This window comes from Labrenzia sp. CP4 (assembly GCF_001579905.1).
Taxonomy (GTDB): domain Bacteria; phylum Pseudomonadota; class Alphaproteobacteria; order Rhizobiales; family Stappiaceae; genus Roseibium; species Roseibium algicola.
In genome coordinates this window covers 215135-238753 of sequence record NZ_CP011927.1, presented here as the reverse complement: position 1 = coordinate 238753, position 23619 = coordinate 215135, and the positions used below count along the sequence as shown (strand labels likewise).

General features: G+C 60.3%; 29 protein-coding genes. 10 read left to right on the top strand and 19 right to left on the bottom strand.

What is annotated here, in order from left to right:
* Nucleotides 1-8: 8 nt before the first annotated feature.
* Both ACP90_RS01160 and argH read right to left on the bottom strand, forming a co-directional pair.
* Entirely contained in the window at nucleotides 9-209 is a 201-nt protein-coding gene (locus tag ACP90_RS01160) for a lipoprotein (RefSeq protein ID WP_145903830.1), read from the bottom strand.
* 163 nt (nucleotides 210-372) lie between these two features.
* On the bottom strand, nucleotides 373-1758 hold the full coding sequence (gene argH / locus ACP90_RS01155; protein ID WP_062486100.1) for an argininosuccinate lyase: 1386 nt from the start codon (nucleotides 1756-1758) through the stop codon (nucleotides 373-375).
* A 42-nt stretch (nucleotides 1759-1800) separates the two neighbouring features.
* On the opposite strand from argH, the gene ACP90_RS01150 reads away from it, so the two are divergent.
* The gene (locus ACP90_RS01150) at nucleotides 1801-2463 is read left to right on the top strand and encodes a TlpA disulfide reductase family protein (RefSeq protein WP_062486097.1); all 663 of its coding nucleotides are present in this window, start codon (nucleotides 1801-1803) and stop codon (nucleotides 2461-2463) included.
* 71 nt (nucleotides 2464-2534) lie between these two features.
* Here ACP90_RS01150 and ACP90_RS01145 read toward each other — a convergent pair whose 3' ends face one another.
* The 9 genes from ACP90_RS01145 to ACP90_RS01105 form a co-directional block, all read right to left on the bottom strand.
* Nucleotides 2535-2747, bottom strand: coding sequence for a hypothetical protein (locus tag ACP90_RS01145; RefSeq protein WP_055660176.1), 213 nt, complete (start codon nucleotides 2745-2747; stop codon nucleotides 2535-2537).
* A 136-nt stretch (nucleotides 2748-2883) separates the two neighbouring features.
* The gene (locus ACP90_RS01140; RefSeq protein WP_023002524.1) at nucleotides 2884-3144 is read right to left on the bottom strand and encodes a hypothetical protein; all 261 of its coding nucleotides are present in this window, start codon (nucleotides 3142-3144) and stop codon (nucleotides 2884-2886) included.
* A gap of 300 nt (nucleotides 3145-3444) precedes the next feature.
* Nucleotides 3445-3651, bottom strand: a complete 207-nt coding sequence (locus ACP90_RS01135; RefSeq protein WP_023002523.1) for a hypothetical protein — start codon at nucleotides 3649-3651, stop codon at nucleotides 3445-3447.
* A 58-nt stretch (nucleotides 3652-3709) separates the two neighbouring features.
* The gene (locus ACP90_RS01130) at nucleotides 3710-5200 is read right to left on the bottom strand and encodes an AMP-binding protein (protein ID WP_062486095.1); all 1491 of its coding nucleotides are present in this window, start codon (nucleotides 5198-5200) and stop codon (nucleotides 3710-3712) included.
* A 35-nt stretch (nucleotides 5201-5235) separates the two neighbouring features.
* Nucleotides 5236-6117, bottom strand: a complete 882-nt coding sequence (locus ACP90_RS01125; RefSeq protein ID WP_023002521.1) for a 3-hydroxybutyryl-CoA dehydrogenase — start codon at nucleotides 6115-6117, stop codon at nucleotides 5236-5238.
* A gap of 138 nt (nucleotides 6118-6255) precedes the next feature.
* On the bottom strand, nucleotides 6256-7188 hold the full coding sequence (locus ACP90_RS01120; RefSeq protein ID WP_062486092.1) for an FAD-binding protein: 933 nt from the start codon (nucleotides 7186-7188) through the stop codon (nucleotides 6256-6258).
* A gap of 23 nt (nucleotides 7189-7211) precedes the next feature.
* Nucleotides 7212-7961: an electron transfer flavoprotein subunit beta/FixA family protein gene (locus ACP90_RS01115; RefSeq protein ID WP_023002519.1), complete on the bottom strand. Its 750-nt coding sequence runs from the start codon at nucleotides 7959-7961 to the stop codon at nucleotides 7212-7214.
* 324 nt (nucleotides 7962-8285) lie between these two features.
* Nucleotides 8286-8984: a hypothetical protein gene (locus ACP90_RS01110; RefSeq protein ID WP_062486089.1), complete on the bottom strand. Its 699-nt coding sequence runs from the start codon at nucleotides 8982-8984 to the stop codon at nucleotides 8286-8288.
* A complete protein-coding gene (locus tag ACP90_RS01105; RefSeq protein WP_023002517.1) occupies nucleotides 8984-9496 on the bottom strand; it encodes an RNA polymerase sigma factor in 513 nt (170 codons plus the stop codon). The genes ACP90_RS01110 and ACP90_RS01105 overlap by 1 nt, the downstream gene beginning before the upstream one ends.
* A gap of 133 nt (nucleotides 9497-9629) precedes the next feature.
* On the opposite strand from ACP90_RS01105, the gene ACP90_RS28145 reads away from it, so the two are divergent.
* Nucleotides 9630-10391 carry a hypothetical protein gene (locus ACP90_RS28145; protein ID WP_145915700.1) on the top strand — a complete coding sequence of 254 codons (762 nt, stop codon included), beginning with the start codon at nucleotides 9630-9632 and terminating at the stop codon, nucleotides 10389-10391.
* Between the two features lie 99 nt (nucleotides 10392-10490).
* Nucleotides 10491-10823 carry an RT0821/Lpp0805 family surface protein gene (locus tag ACP90_RS01095; RefSeq protein ID WP_055660543.1) on the top strand — a complete coding sequence of 111 codons (333 nt, stop codon included), beginning with the start codon at nucleotides 10491-10493 and terminating at the stop codon, nucleotides 10821-10823.
* 37 nt (nucleotides 10824-10860) lie between these two features.
* On the opposite strand, the gene ACP90_RS01090 is transcribed toward ACP90_RS01095, so the two are convergent.
* The 5 genes from ACP90_RS01090 to ACP90_RS01070 are packed head-to-tail and all read right to left on the bottom strand — an operon-like array spanning nucleotide 10861 to nucleotide 14609.
* The gene (locus tag ACP90_RS01090) at nucleotides 10861-11553 is read right to left on the bottom strand and encodes a rhomboid family intramembrane serine protease (protein WP_023002514.1); all 693 of its coding nucleotides are present in this window, start codon (nucleotides 11551-11553) and stop codon (nucleotides 10861-10863) included.
* 32 nt (nucleotides 11554-11585) lie between these two features.
* Nucleotides 11586-12161, bottom strand: a complete 576-nt coding sequence (locus tag ACP90_RS01085; protein ID WP_062486084.1) for a cob(I)yrinic acid a,c-diamide adenosyltransferase — start codon at nucleotides 12159-12161, stop codon at nucleotides 11586-11588.
* Nucleotides 12162-12201: 40 nt separating this feature from the next.
* Nucleotides 12202-12399: a twin transmembrane helix small protein gene (locus tag ACP90_RS01080; protein WP_023002512.1), complete on the bottom strand. Its 198-nt coding sequence runs from the start codon at nucleotides 12397-12399 to the stop codon at nucleotides 12202-12204.
* Between the two features lie 52 nt (nucleotides 12400-12451).
* Nucleotides 12452-13324, bottom strand: coding sequence for an SDR family NAD(P)-dependent oxidoreductase (locus ACP90_RS01075; RefSeq protein ID WP_062486081.1), 873 nt, complete (start codon nucleotides 13322-13324; stop codon nucleotides 12452-12454).
* 46 nt (nucleotides 13325-13370) lie between these two features.
* The gene (locus tag ACP90_RS01070) at nucleotides 13371-14609 is read right to left on the bottom strand and encodes a ubiquinone biosynthesis hydroxylase (RefSeq protein WP_062486077.1); all 1239 of its coding nucleotides are present in this window, start codon (nucleotides 14607-14609) and stop codon (nucleotides 13371-13373) included.
* A 134-nt stretch (nucleotides 14610-14743) separates the two neighbouring features.
* Here ACP90_RS01070 and tesB point away from each other — a divergent pair, with 134 nt between their 5' ends.
* On the top strand, nucleotides 14744-15610 hold the full coding sequence (tesB, locus tag ACP90_RS01065; protein WP_023002509.1) for an acyl-CoA thioesterase II: 867 nt from the start codon (nucleotides 14744-14746) through the stop codon (nucleotides 15608-15610).
* A 199-nt stretch (nucleotides 15611-15809) separates the two neighbouring features.
* Here tesB and ACP90_RS01060 read toward each other — a convergent pair whose 3' ends face one another.
* The 3 genes from ACP90_RS01060 to ACP90_RS01050 all read right to left on the bottom strand — a co-directional run bounded on the left by ACP90_RS01060 (nucleotide 15810) and on the right by ACP90_RS01050 (nucleotide 19069).
* Nucleotides 15810-17015, bottom strand: a complete 1206-nt coding sequence (locus ACP90_RS01060) for a GTP-binding protein (protein ID WP_062486074.1) — start codon at nucleotides 17013-17015, stop codon at nucleotides 15810-15812.
* 144 nt (nucleotides 17016-17159) lie between these two features.
* Entirely contained in the window at nucleotides 17160-17525 is a 366-nt protein-coding gene (locus tag ACP90_RS01055) for a hypothetical protein (protein WP_062486071.1), read from the bottom strand.
* Between the two features lie 182 nt (nucleotides 17526-17707).
* Nucleotides 17708-19069, bottom strand: a complete 1362-nt coding sequence (locus ACP90_RS01050) for a D-alanyl-D-alanine carboxypeptidase family protein (RefSeq protein ID WP_208984651.1) — start codon at nucleotides 19067-19069, stop codon at nucleotides 17708-17710.
* Nucleotides 19070-19515: 446 nt separating this feature from the next.
* Between ACP90_RS01050 and ACP90_RS01045 the strand changes: the two genes are divergently transcribed.
* The 6 genes from ACP90_RS01045 to ureC are packed head-to-tail and all read left to right on the top strand — an operon-like array spanning nucleotide 19516 to nucleotide 23619.
* Complete coding sequence (locus ACP90_RS01045) at nucleotides 19516-20370, top strand: urease accessory protein UreD (protein WP_023002505.1); 855 nt, start codon at nucleotides 19516-19518, stop codon at nucleotides 20368-20370.
* Nucleotides 20371-20388: 18 nt separating this feature from the next.
* Nucleotides 20389-20691 carry an urease subunit gamma gene (locus ACP90_RS01040; protein WP_006936842.1) on the top strand — a complete coding sequence of 101 codons (303 nt, stop codon included), beginning with the start codon at nucleotides 20389-20391 and terminating at the stop codon, nucleotides 20689-20691.
* A 23-nt stretch (nucleotides 20692-20714) separates the two neighbouring features.
* A complete protein-coding gene (locus tag ACP90_RS01035; RefSeq protein WP_023002504.1) occupies nucleotides 20715-21020 on the top strand; it encodes an urease subunit beta in 306 nt (101 codons plus the stop codon).
* A complete protein-coding gene (locus ACP90_RS01030; protein WP_023002503.1) occupies nucleotides 21017-21439 on the top strand; it encodes a lysozyme inhibitor LprI family protein in 423 nt (140 codons plus the stop codon). The genes ACP90_RS01035 and ACP90_RS01030 overlap by 4 nt, the downstream gene beginning before the upstream one ends.
* Nucleotides 21439-21870, top strand: coding sequence for a lysozyme inhibitor LprI family protein (locus tag ACP90_RS01025; protein WP_062486068.1), 432 nt, complete (start codon nucleotides 21439-21441; stop codon nucleotides 21868-21870). The genes ACP90_RS01030 and ACP90_RS01025 overlap by 1 nt, the downstream gene beginning before the upstream one ends.
* A gap of 36 nt (nucleotides 21871-21906) precedes the next feature.
* Nucleotides 21907-23619: an urease subunit alpha gene (ureC, locus tag ACP90_RS01020; protein WP_023002501.1), complete on the top strand. Its 1713-nt coding sequence runs from the start codon at nucleotides 21907-21909 to the stop codon at nucleotides 23617-23619.

Genomic DNA, 23619 nt, shown 5'->3' with positions numbered 1-23619 from the left:
CGCATGGTTTATCGGATCATGAAATCCAGGAAAAAAGGCTTGTCGCTTTGCGGCGCTTCCGGCTGAACCGGTGCTGCCACAGCGGGATCAACCGCGGCGTCCGCCTGCTGCACAGGCGCTCCCGGGTTTTCCAGCCCGCCCTTGCGGCCACACCCTGCCAGGGTCACGCTCAGGCAAAGACCGACCAGAGCCAGGGTTTTGAACCGCATTGTCATCACCATCATGCCTTTTTGGATCGACTGCCCCGCGTCCGGGCGGACACGGGAGTTCTTACAAAGTCACATACCGGTCCTTCTCCTCGCATGACACGGCGCGTTCGGCAAGACCAGTTCGCGCCGTGTGTTGCGGGGAAAGCCGACCTTCAATGGGCCATCAGGCCTTGGCCAGCTCTTTCAGCCAGCGTCGTGCCTGCTTGCGTACGTTTACCGGCGACGTGCCGCCATAGCTGGTTCGGCTGCGTACGGATTTGTCGACGGAGAGCACCTGGAAGATCTCGTTGGTGATCTTCGGCTCCACCGCCTGCATCTCTTCCAGCGAAACCTTGTGCAGTTCGATGCCCTTCTCGACGGCAATCGCCACGATGCGCCCGGTCACGTGGTGGGCGTCGCGGAACGGCAGACCGAGAACACGAACCAGCCAGTCGGCGAGGTCCGTTGCAGTCGAATAGCCAGAGCCTGCGGCCTTCTTCAGCGCCTTGGTGACAGGCTCCAGATCGCGGATCATGCCGGTCATGGCCGCAAGAGCCAGGGAAACGCTGGCCAGGCCATCGAAAGCCTGCTCCTTGTCTTCCTGCATATCCTTGGAATAGGCGAGCGGCAGGCCCTTCATCATCACCAGAAGCGCTTGCAGTGAACCGTAGATGCGGCCCGACTTGGCACGCACCAGTTCCGCCGCATCCGGGTTCTTCTTCTGCGGCATGATCGACGAACCGGTCGAAAACTTGTCCGACAGTTTCACGAAGCCGAACTGCGCCGAACACCAGATGACGATTTCCTCGGCAAGGCGCGACAGATGCATGGCTGTGAGAGATGCCGTTGCCAAAGCCTCGATGACGAAATCACGGTCGGAAACGGCATCGAGCGAATTGGCAGACGGACGGTCGAAACCGAGCGCCTTGGCGGTCATGTGCCGGTCGATCGCGAAGGACGTGCCGGCTAGCGCCGCTGCACCAAGCGGGCACTCATTCATGCGCTTGCGCGCATCGCGCACACGGCCCCGGTCGCGGCCGAACATTTCGACGTAGGCCAGCATGTGGTGTCCGAAGGTCACCGGCTGGGCCGACTGCAGGTGCGTGAACCCAGGCATGACGTCGGCAGCATGGGTTTCCGCCTTTTCCGCCAGGGCCTGCATCAGCTCACCCAGCTGGTCGTCGAGCGTATCTAGCGTGTCGCGCACCCACAGGCGGAAATCGGTCGCCACCTGGTCATTGCGTGAGCGCGCCGTGTGCAGGCGTCCGGCAGCCGGGCCGATCAGCTCGGCAAGGCGCGCCTCGATGTTCATGTGGATGTCTTCAAGCGCGCGGGAAAACTTGAATTTGCCGCTTTCGATCTCTGACAGGATTGTGTCTAGACCTTGAACGATCTTGTCGGCATCGTCCCGCGTCACAATGTCTTTTTCCGCGAGCATGCGCACATGGGCTTTCGAGCCGTCGATGTCCTGCTTATATAGCTTCCGGTCGAAGTCGATGGAGGCGTTGATCTCCTCCATGATGGCGTCCGGTCCCTCAGCGAACCGGCCTCCCCACATGCGATTGCTCATGTCCTGTCCCTTAGAAGGCGCCCCCTTGCGGGGTGTGAACGAATGACAAAGCCAACCGAACCAGCGAAAACCAACAGACGCGGCATTGTTGCCGCCGGGCTTGCGGGTGCAGTGGCCGCCGTAGCGGCTCTATACGTGATCGCTGGACCGAATGGCAACATCGCCGGTGCGCAAAGCTGTTCGGCTGCGCTCGATTTTGCGGCGGCGGCCAAGCCATTTGCCACTGGAGAAGTAGCCGCCTTCCTTCCGGCAAGCGCGCCGCTGGACCTTCAGCACCTGACCTTCCAGGGGCCTGACAACCAGCAGATGACGTTGTCGGACTTCGGCGGCAAGACAGTGCTCCTCAATCTCTGGGCAACATGGTGCGCCCCGTGCCGCAAGGAAATGCCGGCGCTGGACGAACTGCAAGCGGAGATGGGAGACGACAATTTCGAGGTGGTTGCGGTCAATCTCGACCGGGGCGGACCGGAAAAGCCGAAAGACTTTTTGAACGAGATCGGCGTCGGCAATCTCGCCTTCTATCAGGACAGCTCGAACGATCTTCTGAAGGACCTGCGCAAGGTTGCGCGGGCAACCGGTTTGCCGACAACCATTCTGGTTAGCCCGAAGGGCTGCGAGATCGGCACCATGTACGGCCCCGCCGAATGGGCCTCCGGCGAGGCCAAGGCGCTTATTAAAAACGCAATGGCGGCCCCGGACGCCTGACGTCCGGCTGCCGCCAGAAATATCAAGATCATCAACCCTTTCGAAGCCAGTGGAGGTGACCCTCCGCCGGTTCAGACGCTGATGTCGACCGCGTTGCCCAGACCTGGAATGCGGCGCGACTCGCGCCGGTCTTCCTCCTGGGTTGCCTGGGCCTGCTCCAGCCGCTCGGCAACCTGGCGTTCCTGCTGGTTCTGGTCCCTTACCGCATTGGCAGCAAGTTCGCTGCGAACACTTGCAGCGCTGTAGGCGGCCGAGGAAGAGGAACTGTCGATAGCACTCGGCATGATGGGTTACTCCTTCGCCGTGGTGATGAGGCTTGTCCGCAGCCGTTGGTCACCCGTCATCCTTGCAATCGGGCAACTCGGCTTTTTGTTCGTTCGTCTTATGCTTCCGGTCGGCTTATCCGGAAGATGCGTCACATCAGGCCAGGATGTTGACCTGTAATCCGACACCATCTTCCAGCCGACGCGTTTCCGCGCGATTTTCCAGTTGCTCAGCTTGCCGGCTCAGGAATTCTGCCCGGTTCGTGCTGAAACTCGCCTGGCGTTGCGCAATCACGGCTGCAGCTTCGGAGCGTTTGGTCTTGAACGCTTCGGCTTGTTCTGCAACCTGGCCCGCACGCGTGTTGGCCTGGTTCGGCTGATACGCCTGGGATGCTCCATATCCTATTGCTTCAGGCATGGTCGTTCCAATCCTTGGATACGATTTTAAACTTCATCTTGTATGAAATACCTGAATTCAAAGGTAAATTTCCAAAACAACTCTCAGAGTTGCTGACTCAATTACTGAATTGATCAGAATATTTTTCTTAAAACTTTACGTAATTATGGATAAGTATCTGAAAGACAGGAACTTTCAGAAGCATCTTTCGAGAGGCGCTTTTCAGGCTTCACCCGAAAAAAGACACCCGGCGGAGCAACAAAAACGGCCCGTGCGGGGCAAATCCGCACGGGCCGTTAACAAAACTGCAAAGGAACGGGATCAGGCGCTGACGTCTACCCGTCCGCCGAGACCGGGAGGTGGTGTGGCCTGTTGAGCCTGAAGATTGTCAGCCCCTTGCTGCAGCAGCGCCACCAGATTGGCGTCTTGCTGGGCGGCCATCTTCATCATCTCTGTCTGAAGCGTCTGGGCTGTCTGTGCCTGGGTCTGCGCCACGAATGTCGTGGCAATGCCAACGCTGTCCATCATTAACTCCTGAGGTTGTGGCCACCCTAACCCCCTACCCTTAATCAGGCGTTAACGAATGTCAGTGCCCCTCCCGCAAGACACTGCGCCGGACCTTGCCGGACGGTGTGCGTGGCAACTGTTCCAGCACCTTGTAGACCTTGGGACGCTTGTATTCCGCCAGGTTTTCTGCCGCATGAGCGGCAAGACTGTCGGCATCCAGCTGTCCGGGGAGGGCCGGCACCACGAAGGCCGTTATCAGGCTGACACCTTCGCGCGCAGGCACCGCCGTCACGGCCACTTCCTGCACCTGCGGGTCCGCTGCCAGCACCCGCTCCACTTCTTCCGGAGCGACCCTGTAGCCGAAAGCGTTCATCAGATCGTCAGCACGGCCTTCGTACCAGAAATAGCCGTCTTCATCTGTTCGCGCCCTGTCGCCGGTCAGGAACCAGTCGCCCCTGAATGCGGCCGCCGTTTCCTCGGCACGGTTCCAATATCCCAGCATCAGGCCCGGTTCATCCCTGTGAACAGCCAGAAGCCCTGTCTCCGTTCCGGACACCGGGACCGGCGTGTCATCCAGCTCGCTGAGAATGGAAACCTTCCGGCCTTCCTGGGGTTTGCCCGGGGAACCCGGCTTTACCGGAACGCTGGGGCTGCTGGAGAGATAGGTGGAGATCTCGCTCATGCCGAGCGCTTCATAAAGTTCGCGGCCGGTGCGTTCCCTCCACTCCCGATAAAGACTTGCCGGAAGCGCTTCTCCGGCCGTCAGGCCGTGGCGAAGGTCGGGAAAGGAGGCGGGCGTAACAGCACCATATTTCAGGATACGCCGGTAGAGACTGGGCACGGCCGCAAACAGCGTCGCCCTTGTGTCTGTCATCAGGTCCGGCCAGAGGTTCGGGTCTCGAGGCCCGTCATAAACAACACTGGTCGCACCATTGGCCCAGGGGTCCATCAAGCCGGCACCCAGCGTATAGGTCCAGTTGAATGCTCCGGCATGAAGCAGTCGGTCGGAAGCGCCGATGCCATACCAGCCGGAATACATTGGCCGGCGCGCACTGGCGGCGCGCTGCGCATGCAGGACGCCCTTCGGCGTGCCGCTGGTACCGGACGTATAGACAAGAAAAGCCGGGTCGTCAGCGTGGGTCTCCGCGAAGTCTCCCGGTTCTGCCTGCTTCAGTTCGACCAAGGCCTCTGGACCCAGCAACATCGCGCTGCCCGCGGTCGGCAGCACGGTGTGACCATCGTGCAGCACCATCCGGGCCCCGCTGTCGGCCAGAATCGCGTCAGCTTCGGATGCAGTAAGTTGGGAAGACGTCGGGATCGGCACAAAACCACCCGCAATCGCCCCGAAGAACGCCAGCGGAAAATCACTGGAGTGACCGATCCTGAGAAGGATACGGTCACCGGACGAAAGATCCGTGGCGCGCAAACCCGCGGCAACCGAAAGAACGGCTCGCGTCAGCGAGCCATAGCTCCATGTTTCCAGAAGGGCGCCACCGGCCCCGACCAGTTCCAGCGCCGTCTTGCCCGGGTCCGGGGCGGCGCTGGTCAGGCAATAGCGGGCTAGGTTCATCGTTACCGGGGCTTCTGCGGTGGCTGGCGAACCGATTACCGGGTCGGAACCGGGTGTTCGCCGCGGTAATCATAGAACCCGCGTTGGGTCTTGCGGCCGAGCCAGCCTGCTTCAACATATTTCACGAGCAGCGGGCATGGACGATACTTGGTGTCCGCCAGACCTTCGTAAAGCACCTGCATGATCGACAGGCAGGTATCGAGACCGATGAAATCCGCAAGCTGCAGCGGCCCCATCGGATGGTTGGCCCCGAGACGCATGGCCTTGTCGATGGAATCAACAGAACCGACGCCTTCATAGAGCGTGTAGATTGCTTCGTTGATCATCGGCAGAAGGATACGGTTGACCATGAAGGCCGGGAAATCCTCTGCGACGGCAATCTGCTTGCCGAGACGGACGCAGAACCCTTTCGAGGCTTCGAAAGTCTCGTCTTCCGTGGCTATGCCGCGCACCAGCTCGACCAGTTCCATGACCGGAACCGGGTTCATGAAGTGGATGCCGATAAAGCGTTCCGGACGATCTGTCGAAGCGGCAAGACGCGTGATCGAGATCGAAGATGTGTTGGTCGCCAGGATCGCTTCGGGCTTCAGGATCGGGCAAAGCTGCGAAAAGATCTTGCGTTTGACCTGCTCGTTCTCGACGGCGGATTCAATCACCAGGTCTGCATCACGCAGAAGATCGAGATCTTCGGCTGCCTTGATACGATCCAGCGCAGCGTTGCGCTCTTCCTCGGTGATCATGGACTTGGACACTTGGCGCGCCAGGTTGCCGTTGATCGAAGCCAGGCCGGATTCGATCCGTTCCATGGAGAGATCGCTCAATCCCACGTCGAAGCCCGCAAGTGCACACACATGCGCAATGCCGCTGCCCATCTGACCAGCGCCGATTACGCCGACTTTCTTGATTTCGACTGCCATCCTGAAAATCCGATCTTTAGAAAACATCCCGATTGGACGGGTTGCGGCTATTTTTGGCAAGTCTTGCGCCGAACAGCAAGAACCCCGGAGCGAAAACTGTTATTCGCCCCGGGGTCCGTGATCAATTTGCCGCAGGTGTTACTCGACGGCAGTCTTCAATTCCGGCAGCACGTCGAAGAGATCCGCCACGAGGCCATAGTCCGCGACCTGGAAGATCGGAGCTTCCTCGTCCTTGTTGATCGCGACGATCACCTTGGAATCCTTCATGCCGGCAAGGTGTTGGATGGCACCGGAAATGCCGCAGGCAATGTAGAGATCCGGAGCAACCACCTTGCCGGTCTGGCCGACCTGCCAGTCGTTCGGGGCGTAGCCCGCATCGACGGCGGCGCGCGATGCGCCAACCGCCGCGCCGAGAGCATCGGCCACCGGCATGATGACTTCCTGGAACTTCTCGGAAGAACCGAGCGCGCGGCCGCCGGAGATGATGATCTTGGCAGACGTCAGTTCCGGACGGTCGGACTTGGAAAGCTCCTCGCCGACGAATTCCGAAAGACCCGAACCGTCCGTTCCCGCAACGGTTTCAACAGCGGCAGAACCGCCTGCTTCCGCTGCCGCGAACGTGGAGGTCCGCACGGTGATCACCTTCTTGGGATCGCCGGATTTCACGGTCTGGATCGCGTTGCCCGCGTAGATCGGACGCTCGAAAGTATCCGCGTCGACAACAGCCGTCACGTCTGAGATCTGCATCACGTCCAGAAGGGCTGCGACGCGCGGCAGGGTGTTCTTGCCGTTGGCGGTTGCCGGGGCAACGATCGCGTCATAATCGCCTGCAAGGCCGACGATCAGATCGGCGGTCGGCTCGGCCAGCTGGTGCTCCAGCGCATCGCTTTCAGCAAGCAGAACCTTGGCGACGCCGGAAAGCTTGGACGCGGCATCCGCAACGCCCTGAACGCCCTTGCCGGCGACCAGGACGTGAACGTCGGCACCAAGAGCGACGGCAGCCGTCAGGGCCTTTGCCGTGGCATCGCTCAGTTCGCCACCGGCGTATTCGGCCACAAGAAGTGTTGTCATGTTTTATCCTCCTGCGACGGGTCTTAAAGGACGCCGGCTTCGTTCTTGAGTTTGTCGACCAGCTCGGAAACGGAACCGACCTTGATACCGGCCTGGCGCGACGCCGGCTCGGTGGTGGTGACAACGGTGAGGCGCGGCGTGGTGTCGACACCAAAATCGGCCGGAGACTTTTCGTCGATCGGCTTCTTCTTCGCTTTCATGATGTTCGGCAGGGACGCATAGCGCGGCTCGTTGAGGCGCAGGTCCGTGGTCACGATGGCCGGCAGCTTCAGCTTCACGGTCTGCAGGCCGCCATCCACTTCACGGGTGACATCGACAGTGCCGTCGCCCAGATCGACCTTGGAGGCAAACGTGCCCTGGCTCCAACCGAGGAGGGCTGCCAGCATCTGGCCGGTCTGGTTGCAGTCGTCGTCAATCGCCTGCTTGCCGAGGATCACGAGACCCGGCTCTTCGGCTTCGACGATCGCTTTCAGGATCTTCGCGACTGCCAGCGGCTCGGTGGTGTCGTCGGTTTTCACCAGAATGCCGCGGTCGGCGCCCATGGCAAGGCCGGTGCGCAGCGTTTCGGTGGCCTGTTGCGGCCCGACGGACACGACGATCACTTCACTCGCCTTGCCCGCTTCCTTCAGCCGAAGGGCTTCTTCGACGGAGATTTCGTCAAACGGGTTCATGGACATCTTGACGTTGGCAAGATCGACGCCAGAACCATCCGCCTTCACACGGACCTTCACGTTGTAGTCGATGACCCGTTTTACGGGTACGAGGATCTTCATTTGGTCTCAACCTCTTGCTGGGCCGGCTTTCACCGCACCGCATTCTCCGGCTCTCTGCCCTCATGACGCTAGGTTACAAACGGCAGAATTGAGCCAATCGTGGCGCATGGCGGGGGACGGTACTGACCGACACGGCACCTGTCAATTGCGGTAAAAGGTCTAAGGCGGCAATTTGCCGGGCTTGGAAAAACATGCGTCGCAATGATGATAGTTCGGCAACGCAACAATGCGTGGAAAACCGGGGCTCACCGCAAAAAAGAAACCGCGCGCACCTGTTACGGCAACACGCGGCGACTTCTCTGTTTTCCTGGTGCCGGTCCCCGGTCAGATGCCGGGGGTCTGCGGCGAGAACTTGTCGGACACCGGTTCGGCGAACACGGTCACCCAGGTGCCGTTCTCGTCCCGGCAGGCCGTGCCACGAATGGAAAGGTCCAGCCTGCTGAAGGTGGTCTCGCGAAGGTACTCGCGGCACCAGTGCCCGCTCTTGCTGCGGTAGGTCTTGATCGGCGTCAGGATCTCGCGCCAGTCGCCTTCCTGCCCAACGAACACGGGCTCGCCGCTGACTTTCGTTTCCAGCGCTTCCTGGACGGTCTGTGCCAGGAGCATCCGCTCAGTTTCCATATGTGCGGCAAGAGAAGACACGGCACTGTCCATCCGCGTCTGCATCCAGTAGGTGGTAAAGCCGAAAGTGCCGGCGACCATCACAAGTGCGGCGGCGATCTGGATCAGCACACCTGTCCAGGATGCATGCGCATGACGGGTCGCAGGTCCTTCGCGCTTGGCGAATTCCTTTTCGATGAGTGCTTCGAACCGTGCCATTGATTCGTCAGGCACCGGCGCAGCAACCGCTTTTTGCAGAATGGTATTGTCCTTGGACATCTGCTCCAGCAGATCATGTCCGCCACCAGTCGCGTCGATCCGGCGAAGCAGAGCTGCACGCTCCTCTTCCGAACCTTCCTCGTCCAGGATTTTGCCGATATCCTTTGCAAGCAGGATCTGTTCGCGCTTTTCGTCAAATGTCATCACATACCCCCTGGCATGCTGCGCAGCCTGACGCCCTGCGGGGCATCGTTCGTGTCCAGCCACTCGCGCAGTTTCAGTCTTGCGCGGGCGAGCCGGCTGGTTACCGTTCCAATCGGAACGCCGAGTTCATCCGCCACATCCTTGTAGCTTCTGCCCTCAACGGCGATCTTCAGAAGCACCTCGCGGTTGTCTTCTTCCAGCTCGCCAATGAAATCCTGCACTTTCTGGAGTTCCAGGCTGTCGGCGGCGGCTTTCGCGCCGTCGTAGCTTTCCTCGAAATCCAGCATGGCAAGGTCGAAAAGCCTGGCCCGGTTTGCGGTGTCGCGAACCGAATTGAAGTACAGATTCTGCAAAATCCGGAACATCCAGCTGTCGAGCCGGGTGGCCGGATCGAACTGGTCGAGCGATCGGATTGCACGTTCGCATGTCATCTGCACCAGATCGTCTGCCTGATCCGGATTCCGGCACAGCCTTAAAGCAAAACTCCTCAGCTTCGGGAGCAGACGGATCATCTCCGTCTTTAACGTATCTTCAGGCAAGGAGTTCTCCGCAAAACCGCTCTCAGCGAGACAACACGTAAGGAGACCTTTTGATCCCGACTTTTTTTAGACTATCTTCGGGAAGAACAAAGATTGCCCAGGTGTTATGCGTGCGAAGGTCGTAAAACCGCTCTCGTCGACCGCCAAAAACCCCTTATTACGAATTGAATCGCATCAGATGAAACGCGCCCGCCAGATTACATTGCAAGACCGCCTCTCTGCGATGTTTCGCATACTGCCGGGTGTTGCAGCTGCGGCAATGATGTTCTCTCTTGTCTACTTCAGCCCCTTGTTCGACATGAAGGACAGCATTGCCGCGGCCGCAGATTCGCATGGTGATCGCGGCAGTCGCAGCGATCGTGGTGACCGTGGAGGCCGCAGCGAACGTGGAGACCGCGGCGGCGACAGCGGAAGCAAGAGTTCCGGTGGTGACAGCGGTAGCAAGAGTTCCGGCGGCGACAGCTCCGGTGGCAGCAGTTCCGGTGGCGGCGACACAGGTGGCAGCCGTTCGGGCGGCGGCGACTCAACTGGCAACAGTTCGAGCGGAAAAAGCTCCACCGGTAACAGTTCGGCAGGAAACAAATCGGCCGGAAGAAGCTCGGAAAGCAAAGGCAACTCCGGTCGCAGCGGAGGCTCCTCTTCTCCTTCCTCTTCCCGCTCTTCGTCGGGTGGATCGTCATCCGGCGGTTCGTCGTCCGGCGGTTCGTCAGAACGAACTTCTTTTAGCTCTGCCACACAAAAGTCCGGTTCAGGCGGTTTTTTAGATCGCATCTTTGGCGGGCGTCAGTTTAATGGTGACAGCGAGCCTTCTGGTGGGTCCCTCAGCGCGCGGGAAGAACGGGAGGCTATCTCCAACGGCTGGCAATAGATCCAAGAGGCGGGATCGGACTTGATTTTTCGTGGGTTTCACGTTCCGAAAGGGACGTTTTTTCTGTTTTTCTTGGCAAATATCCTAACAGGCTGTTCCGTGGCGTCAGTGCAGGACACGCTTGTCTCCCTGCAGGAACCCGCCGCGGCGGAAACCCGCAAACCGGCTTCAAAACTGCAAGCATCAGACAAATACCGGGCTGAAAGCACGCTTCAAGCTGCGCTGGAGAAGTCTGTTTCCGGCAAGGACCGAAGCTGGAAAAACCCGTCGAGTGGGGCGAGCGGCACAATTACGCCTTTGAAAACCTGGAAAAATACGTCCGGCGACTTCTGCCGCTCCTACCGCGAACGGATCAAGCTGGCTGACGGTCGAATGATCAGCCGCCGGGGAGTCGCCTGCCGCACTGCTGATGCCGTCTGGAAAGCAGCCTAGTTTCCTGACCGGTCCGCATTCTTTTTGAAAACTGTGCCTAGGCGATGTTTCGGTCGAACAGGGGCACACCCCTGCGCCGGAAAAACACGATCAGCACGGCACCCGCCGCCATGCCGCCAATATGCGCGATCCAGGCGACATCGCTGTCGGACGCAATCACGGCATTGACGATCTGATAAAGGATCCAGCCGCCAAGCAACCATCCGGCGGAAAGGCGCAAGGGTATCCGGCCCAGTGCCAGCACCCACACCTTCACCCGCGGGTGCAGCATCAGATAGGCGGCAACAACGCCTGAAACGGCGCCGGACGCCCCGATCAACGGCACATCTGAATTGACGTCGATGGAGGCATAGGCCAACCCGCCGGCTATCGCACACAGCAGATAGAAGACCAAGTATCGCAGGTGCCCCATGGCATCCTCAACATTATCACCGAACACCCACAGGAACAGCATGTTGCCGATCAGGTGCATGTAGCCGCCATGGAGGAAGGCATAGGTGACCACTGACATCCAGTCGGGCAGCATCTGCAGCTCCGGCGACAGATCCCGGATATCGAACAGGACAACCGGGATAAGGCCGAAGGAATAGGAGGACGCGGCCACCGCCTGCTGGGAACCTGCACCCTGATACAGAAGAAAGATCAGGATGTTGGCGGCAATCAGGAAAAGGTTCACAAAGGGGCGGGGAACATGGACCAGCCGATTGTGATCGTGAAGGGGAATGAACATTCAGCGCCAGGCCTCCGGCAAGGGGAACTGACCTAACGGTTCTGTCCAGGCACCCAAAGAACGTCCTGCTCACCCTTTTCATTCAGGTACCGCGAGGCAACGAAGAAATAGTCCGACAGGCGGTTCATGTAACGCACGGCAGCGGGATTGATCTGCTCGCGGGCTGCCAGTTCCACCATCAGACGTTCTGCCCGGCGTGAGACCGTGCGGGCCAGATGCAGGTAGGCAGCGGCAGGACTGCCACCCGGCAGCACGAAGGAACGCAGCGGCTTGAGCTCCGCGTTGAGGACGTCAATCGCCTGTTCGATCGCACTGACCTGGGCGTCGGTGATCCGAAGCGGCTCGTACCCAAGGTCCTCACCCGTTTCCGGTGTTGCAAGATCGGCCCCCAGGTCGAACAGGTCGTTCTGGATCCTGCCGAGCGACTGGTCGACCTCCGGCGCAGACTGCCCGGTCTGAAGGCGAATCAGACCAACCACGGAGTTGGTCTCGTCGACGGTCCCGTATGCCTCGATCCTGAGGTCGCTCTTTCGGCGCCGTTCTCCGGAACCCAGCGCGGTCGTGCCGTCGTCACCCGTCTTCGTGTAGATCTTGTTCAGAACAACCATTGTGCCCCCAGTTCCTCCAGTAGTGTCCGGTTATCTTGTCTTAGTGGCCGGTGCCGAAAAAGTAGAGACCGCCCATCACCAGGACAATCACCAGAAACTGAAGGCCGACACGCCAGCGCATCAGGAGTTGCGAGCGGTTGGCCGGCCCGTGACGGAACATGTTCCAGATACCGAGCAGCAACACGAGTGCAACCGCGGCGAGGCCGACGGGAATGAGAAAGTTGATCAGATCTGCCATTTCGTTTTCCTTGTTTCACCACTGTCCGGCGCAGCCACCGGTCGGCAGGCAGCTATTCCTCGCCGTCGGCAGCCCAGATGCAGAACCGGTCGAGCAGACTGGTCGGCAGCACCCGTTTGGCCACCGCCATGACGGTGGTCGGAATTGTTACATGATAGCGCGCTTTCGGCCGATTTGCTTCCACCGCATGCACCAGCCGTTTGACCACGGCCTCCGGCAGCAGCTTGAACGGCCCGGGCTCTCCCGCCTCCATTCGGATGCGGCGCTTTTCGTAGGTCTTACGATGCCGCGACGCCTGCAGACCATCCTCGCCGATCCAGCGCTGAAAATTCGCCAGTGCGTTTTGCGTGAACCGGGTATCGATAGGACCGGGTTCGATCAGGCTGACGTGAATGCCGGTACCTTTCAGTTCCTGGCGAAGCGTGTCCGAATAGGCTTCAAGCGCGAATTTGGAAGCGGTGTAGGCTCCGCGGTACTTGAGCGCCACAAACCCCAGTACGGACGAACACTGCACGATCCGACCGGAACCGTTGGCACGCATTGCAGGCACCAACCGGCGGGTAAGATCATGCCAGCCGATGAAGTTCGCCTCGAAAAGCGATCGCAGGGCTTCCGTCGGCAGGTCTTCCAGCGCACCTGGAACCGCATAGGCGCCATTGTTGAACACCGCGCTCAACGCACCATCGGTCCGCTGCAGAACTTCGCTTGCCGTCGCCTCGATGCTGTCCGGATCCTCATAATCCAGGCGGAAGGCTTCGAAACCAAGATCGCTCAACCCGTCAACATCCGCCTGGTTCCGCGCAGTCGGAAAAACGCGCCAGTTGCGCCCGCGCATGATGTGGGCTGCCGAAAGGCCGATGCCGGAGGAACAGCCCGTAATCAGGATCGACCGGTGCGCGGAAAAACTCTCCGGATTGGCAATCATCAAATGGAAATCCTGCGGAGTGGAAGACGGTCCGATCCAACTCCTATCAGATAGGTTCGCCGGAAAGCAATTTCGGCACCGGCCCTGCAAAACCGGCAGCTTCCTTGATGAACTGCGTTTTCAGGCCCGGCATCCTGTCCACAATACCAAGTCCGAAATCGCGCATGGCGCGCAACACGTCATTGTCATTGGAAAACAGGCGGTTCAGTACGTCGGTGACAACGCCCATCTGGAACGTATCGAACCGGCGCCAGCGCTGGTAGCGTTCCAGAACGTCGAAACCGCCGAGATCCTGCCCCAGACGACGGGCATCCACCAGCACTTCGGCCAGTGCCGCGACATCCTTGAAGCCCAGATTGAGCCCCTGGCCCGCAATCGGATGAATGCCATGGGCGGCATCGCCGATCAGGGCGAAGCGCGGCTTGACGAAATCACGCGCCAGCTTCAGCCCGAGCGGATAGGCCCGGCGCGGACCGTCCAGCTCCAGTGTGCCGAGGTGATGTCCGAAACGGCGTTCCAGTTCCAGTTCGAAAGTAAAGCCGTCAGACCGCACAAGCCGGTCGGCGTCCGCTGTCTTTTCCGTCCAGACCAGCGACGACCGGTTACCCGGCAAGGGCAGGATCGCAAATGGTCCGGCAGGCAGGAAATGTTCTTCCGCCCGGCCGTTGTGAGGCCGTTCATGCTTCACCGTTGTGACGATACCGGACTGGCCGTAGTCCCAGTTGACCGTCCGGATACCGGCAAGGTCGCGCAGGCGGGAGCGCACGCCGTCGGCTGCAACGAGCAGCCGGCTTTTCAAAAGGGTCCCGTCTTCCAGCGCCAGTTCGACGTGGTCTGGATGAGTGCGAAAGGTTTCCCCGGTGCCCGGTGCGAAAAAGCTCACGCCAAGCGCCTTGGCCGCCTTGTAGAGCGCAGGCATCATCACGCCGTTCGGCATCATGTGGGCAAAGGGTTCACCCTCCGTCGCCTCCCCGCCGAACGTCAGGAAGACCGGGCGAACCGCATCGCGAAGCTTGCTGTCGGTGACGATCATTTCGTTGATCGGCTGGGCTTCGCCCGCAATCTTCTGCCAGATACCGAGTTGCGACAGCATGCGTGAGGCAGCTGCCGCGATGGCTGAGGCGCGAGGATCCTTGTGGAGGTCTTCCATCGGCTTGGGATCGACCACGGCACAGGTGAGGCCGGCATCGCCCTGCTTCAACGCCACCGCCAGAGACAGGCCGACATAACCGCCGCCTGCGATCACGACATCGAACATGTCCGGGACGCTTTTTTTCCTCGCCATCGTCTTCTTCTCCTTGCCTTCGGTTTCCCTAAAGGCATCTTGACTTTAACGTCAACTGCCGTCCAAGAGTGCGGTGCCGGGGCTCCAAGCCTCGAACCAAATCACCTGCCGTCTATCTAACAGGGATCGCGCCGATGAACACGGCCATTGATAATCTTCTCCAGATTCTCGACCTGGAACCGCTGGAACGCAACCTGTTCCGTGGTCGCAGCCCGCAGGTCGGCTGGCAACGCGTATTTGGCGGGCAGGTGATCGGCCAGGCGCTGGTTGCCGCCTCGCGCACCGTGGTGGAAGACCGTCACGTCCATTCCCTGCATGGCTACTTCCTCAGGCCCGGCGATCCGTCAGTCCCCATCATCTACGAAGTCGACCGCATCCGCGACGGTGGCAGCTTCACCACACGGCGCGTTGTCGCGATCCAGCACGGCGAAGCTATCTTTTCCATGTCCGCCTCCTTTCAGGTGCATGAAGAGGGGCTGGAGCACCAGATCGACATGCCGGACGTTCCGACGCCTGAAGATCTGCCCAGCGAACAGGAACTGAAGGAAAAATTCCTGTCGATGGCCCCGGAAAACATCCGCCGCTACTGGGAACGCGAGCGGCCGATCGAGATGCGCCCGGTCGACATGACCCATTATTTCAGCAAGAAGCCCCTGCCACCGCAGCAGTATGTCTGGGTACGTGCGACAGGCCCACTGCCGGACGACGAACGCATGCACCAGTGTGTCCTCGCCTATGCTTCCGACATGACGTTGCTGGACACCTCGCTGTTTCCCCATGGCACGTCCGTCTTCAGCCCGAAGATCCAGGCCGCCAGCCTGGACCATGCCATGTGGTTTCACCGTCCTTTCCGCGCCGACGACTGGCTGCTTTACGCCACCGACAGCACCTCATCTTCCGGCTCACGCGGGATAAACCGCGGATCTCTGTTCACCAGGGACGGGGTCCTGATCGCCTCGACCGCCCAGGAAGGACTGATCCGTCTGCGCAAGAAAGATTGAGTTTCCGAGACGATGGTGCAGTCACCGCTGGCTGCTACACAAAACCTCAGAGCCTCATCCTGAGGAGGGCCTTAAGGCCCGTCTCGAAGGATGGGCCACTTGTTCCTGTGGGTGCCGCCCATCCTTCGAGACGCCGCTTCGCGGCTCCTCAGGATGAGGGATCCCATTGGAGAGCGCCGGGGTATTGCGGATCTGCCGCCTACCTCACCGGACTGGTGAAACCCGACACCGCCAACGGATTGTCGGTCAGGGCCTGGTGATCCGGCGTATCGGGCAGCAAGGCGCCCGAAAAGGCCTCGAACATGCGCCTGACGAACCCTTCCGGCAGGTCCTTGGTGATGAACACCATGCGGGTTCTGTGATCCGCGTCCGGCCAGTCCTCCAGTGTCGCGGGCGGATGGAAGACATGCTGGACACCGTGGATGACGACCGGCCTTTCCGGATCCTCGGCCAGTTGCACGATGCCCTTGACCCGAAGCAGTTTCGGTCCGTGCGCCGAACGCAGCAGATCGAGGAACATTTCCAGCGCAGACGCCGGCACCGGTCGATCTGTCGACAGGGTAAAGGCCCGGATGGCATCGCTATGCCGGTTCACGTCATGAGCATGATCGTGGTGATGCCCGTGCGAATGGCCATGTGCATGTTCGTGGCCGTGATGGTGGTCATGCTGCTGGTCTTCGTAGGCTTCCGCGTTCAGCCAGGCAGCCACATCCGGGATCTTGCTCTTGGGATCATAAAGACCGGCGTTGAAAAGATTTTCCACCGTTGCATCATCCGCCTGGGCGTCCAGCCGGCGAGCGCCGGGATTGAGCTGTTGCAAACGCTGCCTGAGGGCGTCGAAGGAGGCCCGCGCCTCTTCGCCTTCAACGAGATCGGTTTTGGTGAAGACCAGCCGGTCGGCAACAGCGGCCTGCTTGCGCGCTTCCTCGTGATTGTCGAGGGTCGACAGACCGTTGACTGCGTCCACAAGCGTGATCACGCTGTCGAGCCGGTAGCGCATCACCAGATAGGGATGCAGCATGACCGTGTGCAGGATGGGCGCCGGATCCGCCAGACCCGTCGTCTCGATGATCACCCGGTTGAGCCTGTCCATGCGGCCGTTATCCAGTCGGCGCAACAGGTTTTCGAGCGTCGTGACAAGATCGCCGCGAATGGTGCAGCACAGGCAACCGGAGGCAAGCTCCACGATGCCGTCGCCGGCCTGATCGACAAACAGATGATCGAGCCCGATCTCGCCGAATTCATTGATGATGACCGCTGTGTCCGCCATCGACGGTTCCTTCAGGATCCGATTGAGGAGCGTTGTCTTGCCTGACCCCAGAAACCCGGTCAGGACTGACAGGGGAATGGGGGGCTTCGGACCCTTGGGTTTTTGTCCTTCGGCAACCGGTGTCGGCGAGGCCATGGTATCTCTCCAGATGCATTCGCCGGTCCTTGATCGGACCCGGCGGACTTTCCGCAGACACATAGGCAGAAAGGCGGGTCAGCGCAAATGCTGGTCCCGCCACGTCGGCTTGTTCAGTTGGAAAAACGTCCGGCTGACGCCGAATCACCCCGCGTTGAGGATGATGTCGTCTTCTTCGGAGGCCGCTTCGGCGTCCTTCTTGTCGAGGGCGACAATTTTCCTGTCGGCTTCATCCTCGGACAGATCCATCGGGGTCAGATCCTGGACGATGTCCGCTTCAGACGCTTCCAGTTCGGCTTCCACGTCTGTGTCGCTGTCGGCTTCGAACTCGAAGTCGTCGAGTTCCTCTTCCGCCTCGACATCAACCACGAGCCGGACAGCCTCCGCCGCCTTTCGCAAGGTGGCGATCACATAGTCGACCGAAACCCCTTCCTCCAGTTGATTGGCGGAAAGTTCCGCAAGGCTGGCCAGAGCCTTGATGGTGGCGGTGGATCTCGGTTCAATCATCATGCGATCTCTCGACCTGTTGTACCGGCATATTCTGTGCCGCAGTGGCATTTTGAGGTCCGGCAGGGAGCACGCCTTTGCCAGAAAAATGCTTACTGCAGTGTTAAGGAGTAGCGTAAATAAAAGGTTAACTCCGTTAACCGCAACGCTACATCATCGGCACCGTCAAAGATCTGGAAATCGAATTACTTGCGAGGACTTGGGGAAGGAACCGGAACGGTGAAATCCAGACCCTTGCGGAAGATCGATCCGGGTGAAGATTTCGAAAGTTCAACCGCGGCTCCCGGGCGTGACACGGTATCGCCACCCTGCGGAATTGCGCCTGCGGTTTTGGCATTGGCCGTCAGCTGCATCTTCGCCCGGATTTCGTTTTCTGCCCGCCGCACGGGATTGGCGACCGGCAGTGGTACGTCTTCCGCGGCAATATCCTCGCCCGCGATGGCTGCGACCGCTTCGCTGGCGGCACCGGCAGGAACGGTGCCCGGGCTGACGGAAGGCGACCCTTTCGGGTTGCCGAGGCCGACATCCAGCGGACGGTAGGCAATCCGGCGAGGGCCGAGCGTACGGTCAAGGATCTTTGCCCAGTCCGGTTTGCCGTTGGACAGCTTGAAACCGCTGTCGTCGAGCTTGTCCTCATCGGACTTGTTGGCCTTGGCGAAGAACAGGAACCCGCCCTGCTTTTCCTTTTCCATGTCGAACCGGGCCATGTAACCCTTGGGACCCGGGCTCTTGTTGCGCCGGCAATAACCGTCGGCCGGTGGATTGCCGCTGGTGCCCGAAAGGCTCGTGATGCTACGGCCGCCGCGCTTGCGGAACCCTTCGTCAAAAAGCTGGCGTGCAAAGGCGGTGCGCTCCAGACCGGAACCCGCGCCAAGGATAATCGCGATCAAGGTCTTGTTGCCGCGCGTCGCGGAGGCGGCAACATTGTACCCGGAATTGCAGATGTAGCCGGTCTTCATGCCGTTGGCGCCGGGCACGCGCAGCAGGAATTCCCGATTGGCCGACCGCAGCGTCTTCTTGCCGAAGCGGATCCCCGGGTGGTCATAGTAGTTTCGGGATTCCGGAAAGTCCCGGCGCAGCGCCAGGGCCAGAATGGCAAGGTCCCGCGCCGTGGTCACCTGCCGGTTGTCTGGCAGACCGTGCGGATTGTAGAACCGGGTATTGGACATTCCCAGGCGCTGAGCTTCCGCATTCATCATGGCGATGAAGCCGGCTTCAGATCCCGCGATCGACTCGCCGAGCGCTACCGCAACATCGTTGGCCGACTTGATCAGAATGATCTTCAGCGCCGTGTCGACAGTGAACCGCGTCCCGACCTTGAACCCCATCTTGCTGGGTGGTTCGGCCGCGGAGTTCTTGGATTGCACCACCGCGCTGTCGAGCGAGGCGCGGCCTTCGCGGATCGCCTTGAAGGTGACATAGGCCGTCATGAGCTTGGTGAGTGAGGCCGGGTACCACTTGCGCGTGGCGTTTTCCTGCTCGATCACAGCGCCGGAACTCGCGTCGATCAGGACATAGGCACCTATATCCGCCCGTGCCTGGCTCATGGCCAGACTCATCACAAGAGCGGTTACGGTCAGACAAACGGAAGTCAGGCGGCCAATCGGGCTCAAAAACACGGTTTCCCTCGCTCGTCATCCAGCGGATGACACGTCGCAATTGGGCAATGGCAGTATGAATAGCTGCTGTCTTCTTAAAAAACCGGAACATCGGCGCGAGAGCAACCCCTTCCTCAAATCCACTCCACGCCAATCTTTCTTGCAATTGCCTTATTTTTGAGCAACTTTTGCGAGCAGGCATTGATAAGCTGCGGGAAACAGGGACTTTTTTCGCCGGTGTCGTCTTGCCTTTCCACTTGCCGGCCTTGGCCCGGCTCTTGCTAAGATTGCCGAGGGCATATTGCCCATTGCGGCCCGGCGACGGTCTGGACCAATTTGAACAGATGTGAAAAATAACAATGACTGAATGAGCCCGCAGGGGGGGCGGTCAAGCAATGTATGATGCTGGTCTGGCATCAGAAACGGGCGGGAAAGCCGTAGTTCTGCAGCGCGTGAAAGGCATCGGCAAGGTGCGTTTTTCGGCGCCGGATGGCAAAACCCGTCTGACCGATCTGTATCAGAGCGGGTCGGCCAAGGTTCGCCTGCCGAAGGTCTATGATACCCCTGCCACAGCCGTTCTCATCAACACCGCCGGTGGTCTCACCGGAGGTGACCAGCTCGACTATGAAGTCGGCGCTGACGCCGGTGTACACGTAATTGTGACCAGCCAGACGGCCGAACGTGCCTACCGCAGCCCGGGCGGCACCGCCCAGGTGAGCGGGCATTTCACGGTCGGACCCGGTGCGACCCTGGAATGGTTGCCCCAGGAAACTATCCTTTTCAACGCCTCGCGCCTTCGTCGCACGCTGCAGGCGGACCTGGAAGGTGACGCAAGACTGATGATGGTCGAATCCTTCGTCCTTGGCCGAAAGGCGATGGGCGAGCAGGTCAAGTCCGTATTCTACCGCGACAGCTGGCGCATCCGCCGGGACGGGAAGCTGGTGTTTGCCGACGACATCCGGCTGGATGGCGACCCGGCCGACGCGCTGACCGGCCCGGCTACGGCCGCCGGCGCCCTGGCCGCGGCAACCTTTGTCGATTGCTCCGCCGATGCCGAAGACCGGCTCGCCAGGGCAAGAGAGCTGATCGAAACATTGCCGGATGGAACCGCCCAGGCGGCCGCCAGCGCCTGGAACGGCTTGCTGATAACCCGGTTTGTGTCCAATGATGGCCGCGGCTTGCGCACGGCCCTGATGTCGTTTCTCACCGGATACCGAATGACGGCGCTGCCGCGCGTCTGGTATTGCTGATTTGGAGGACTTTCTTTCATGAACCTGACGCCCCGCGAAAAGGACAAGTTGCTCATTTCCATGGCCGCGATGGTTGCCCGCCGCCGCCTGGAACGGGGCGTGAAGCTGAACCATCCGGAAGCCGTCGCCCTGATCACCGATTTTGTTGTCGAGGGGGCCCGTGACGGGCGCACCGTTGCCGACCTGATGTCCGCGGGCGCCAAGGTACTGACACGCGACCAGGTGATGGAAGGCGTGTCCGAGATGATTCACGATGTTCAGGTCGAGGCGACCTTTCCTGACGGCACCAAGCTCGTGACCGTGCACGAACCGATCCGCTGACCGCAATTTCCAAGGAGACGCGCATGATCCCCGGAGAACTGTTTCCCGCCGAAGGCGAGATCGAACTGAACACAGGCCTTGAGACCGTGACGGTGGAAGTCGCCAACACGGGTGATCGGCCGATCCAGGTCGGCAGCCACTATCACTTCTTCGAAACCAATGAAGGCCTGTCTTTCGACCGGGAAAAGACCCGCGGCATGCGCCTGGATATTCCGGCAGGCACAGCCGTGCGCTTCGAACCCGGCCAGTCCAGATCCGTGACACTGGTGCCTTATCGCGGCAGCCGCACGGTCTACGGCTTCAACCAGAAGGTCATGGGCGAATTGTGATCAGATCCGCATCATCTCTTTCGTTTTCGCTGATCGGGCTCGGTCTTCTGCTCGCCGGACCTGTCGCCGCGCAGGAAACACCCAACTGCGAAAATGCCATGACGCAGTCGGAGATGACCCAGTGTGCCAACATCGACTGGCTGAAGGCGGATGCGGAGCTGAACGCGGTCTACAGATCCGCAATGGAAAAGATGACCGAGACCGACGCTTATTTGCCGGAAGGGCTGAAAGGGGCGGTCGAAACATTGCGCGAAGCCCAGCGCGCCTGGATCCCCTATCGTGACAAGGCCTGCGACGCCTACGGCTTTCTGGCCCGCGGCGGAACCATGGAACCCATGCTGGTCTACGGCTGCCGCGCAGATCTGACCCGCAACCGCATCGACGAGTTGAGACAGCTCGGCGAAGGTCTGGGGAATTGATGTCTGTGCGCGGTGTGACCCTTCCTGCTTTAGCCCTGTTTCTGGCCACCGCCGGCACGGCGGTTGCTGAGGAAGAGAAGGTCAACGACAACATCGACTGCGGCTATCCGCTGACCGAAGTCGAACGCAGCTTTTGTGCCGACAAGGCCCTGGAAGACGCTGACACGCGCCTGAAGGAAGCCTTCGACCGGCTGCGTGCACGGCTGGTTGAGATCGATGCGGAATTGCCGGAGCACCTGAAGGGCGCCCCAGCCAGCCTCGACGATGCCCAGGCCGCCTGGAAAACCTACGCCGACAAGGATTGCACCGCCTACAGCTTCCCCTTCAGGGGCGGCACACGCGGCAACGAACTGTACCGGAACTGCCTGATCGTCCTCACCATGAAACGCACAGAGGATCTGGATGCGACGGTTGAGGACTACGCGAATTAAACACACCGATTTCTGATCGCCGATTGGAGACTAGATATGGCCTACAAGATGCCCCGCGCCGCTTATGCGGACATGTTTGGACCGACAACCGGCGACAGGCTGCGCCTTGCGGATACCGATCTCATCATCGAGGTGGAAAAGGATTTCACCACCTATGGCGACGAGGTGAAGTTCGGTGGTGGCAAGGTTATCCGCGACGGCATGGGCCAGTCCCAGGCACCCCGTTCCGCCGGCGCCGTCGACACGGTCATCACCAATGTGCTGATCATCGACCACTGGGGTATCGTCAAGGCCGATGTCGGGCTGAAGGACGGCCGGATCGTCGGCATCGGCAAGGCCGGCAACCCGGATGTCCAGAACGGTGTCGACATCATCGTCGGTCCCGGCACGGAAGCGATCGCCGGGGAGGGCAAGATCCTCACCGCAGGTTCGATCGATGCTCATATCCACTATATCTGCCCGCAGCAGATCGATGAAGCCCTGTGCTCCGGCGTGACCACCATGATCGGCGGTGGCACCGGTCCGGCAACGGGCACCAACGCGACCACCTGTACGCCCGGCCCGTGGCACATCACCCGGATGCTTCAGGCTGCCGACAGCTTCCCGATGAACCTCATCTTCGCCGGCAAGGGCAACGCCTCCCTGCCTGCCGCGCTGGAAGAGCAGGTGATGGCGGGGGCCGCAGCCCTCAAGATCCACGAAGACTGGGGCTCGACACCTGCGACCATCGACAACTGCCTGTCGGTGGCCGATGAATACGACGTCCAGGTGATGATCCATACCGACACCTTGAATGAGTCCGGTTTTGTCGAGAACACCACCGCTGCGTTCAAGAACCGCACCATCCACGCCTTCCACACCGAAGGGGCCGGCGGCGGCCACGCACCGGACATCATCAAGGTGGTTGGCGAACCCAACGTCATTCCGTCGTCCACCAACCCGACACGGCCTTACACGGTCAACACGCTGGAAGAGCATCTCGACATGCTCATGGTCTGTCACCACCTGCACAAGGACATTCCGGAGGACGTTGCTTTTGCCGAAAGCCGCATCCGCAAGGAAACCATTGCGGCGGAAGACATTCTTCATGACATGGGTGCGTTCTCGATCATCTCCTCCGACAGCCAGGCCATGGGCCGCGTCGGCGAAATCATCATCCGCACCATGCAGACCGCGCACAAGATGAAGGTGCAACGCGGCCGCCTTTCGGATGAAACCGGCGAGAACGACAACTTCCGGGTCAAGCGCTACATGGCCAAGACCACCATCAACCCGGCCATCGCTCATGGCCTGGACGAGTACATCGGCTCGGTTGAAGTCGGCAAGCTGGCCGACCTCGTGCTCTGGGACCCGAAATTTTTCGGTATCAAGCCGGCACTGGTGCTGAAGCTCGGCTCCATCGCGACCGCTCCGATGGGCGATCCGAACGGGTCCATCCCGACACCGCAGCCGGTGCATTACCGGCCGATGTTCGCCTCCTACGGCAAGATGCTGACGCACAGCCGTGTCACCTTCGTGTCCCAGGCGGCCTATGACACCGGCGTCAAGCACAAGGCAGGTCTCGACAGCCTGGTGCTTCCGGTCAAGAACACCCGTGGCGGAATCTCCAAAAAGTCGATGATTCACAACAACATGATGCCAAAGATCGAAGTGCATCCGGAAACCTACGAGGTGCGCGCCGACGGCGAACTGCTGACCTGCGAACCTGCCGAAGTGTTGCCGATGGCCCAGCGCTACTTCCTGTTCTAA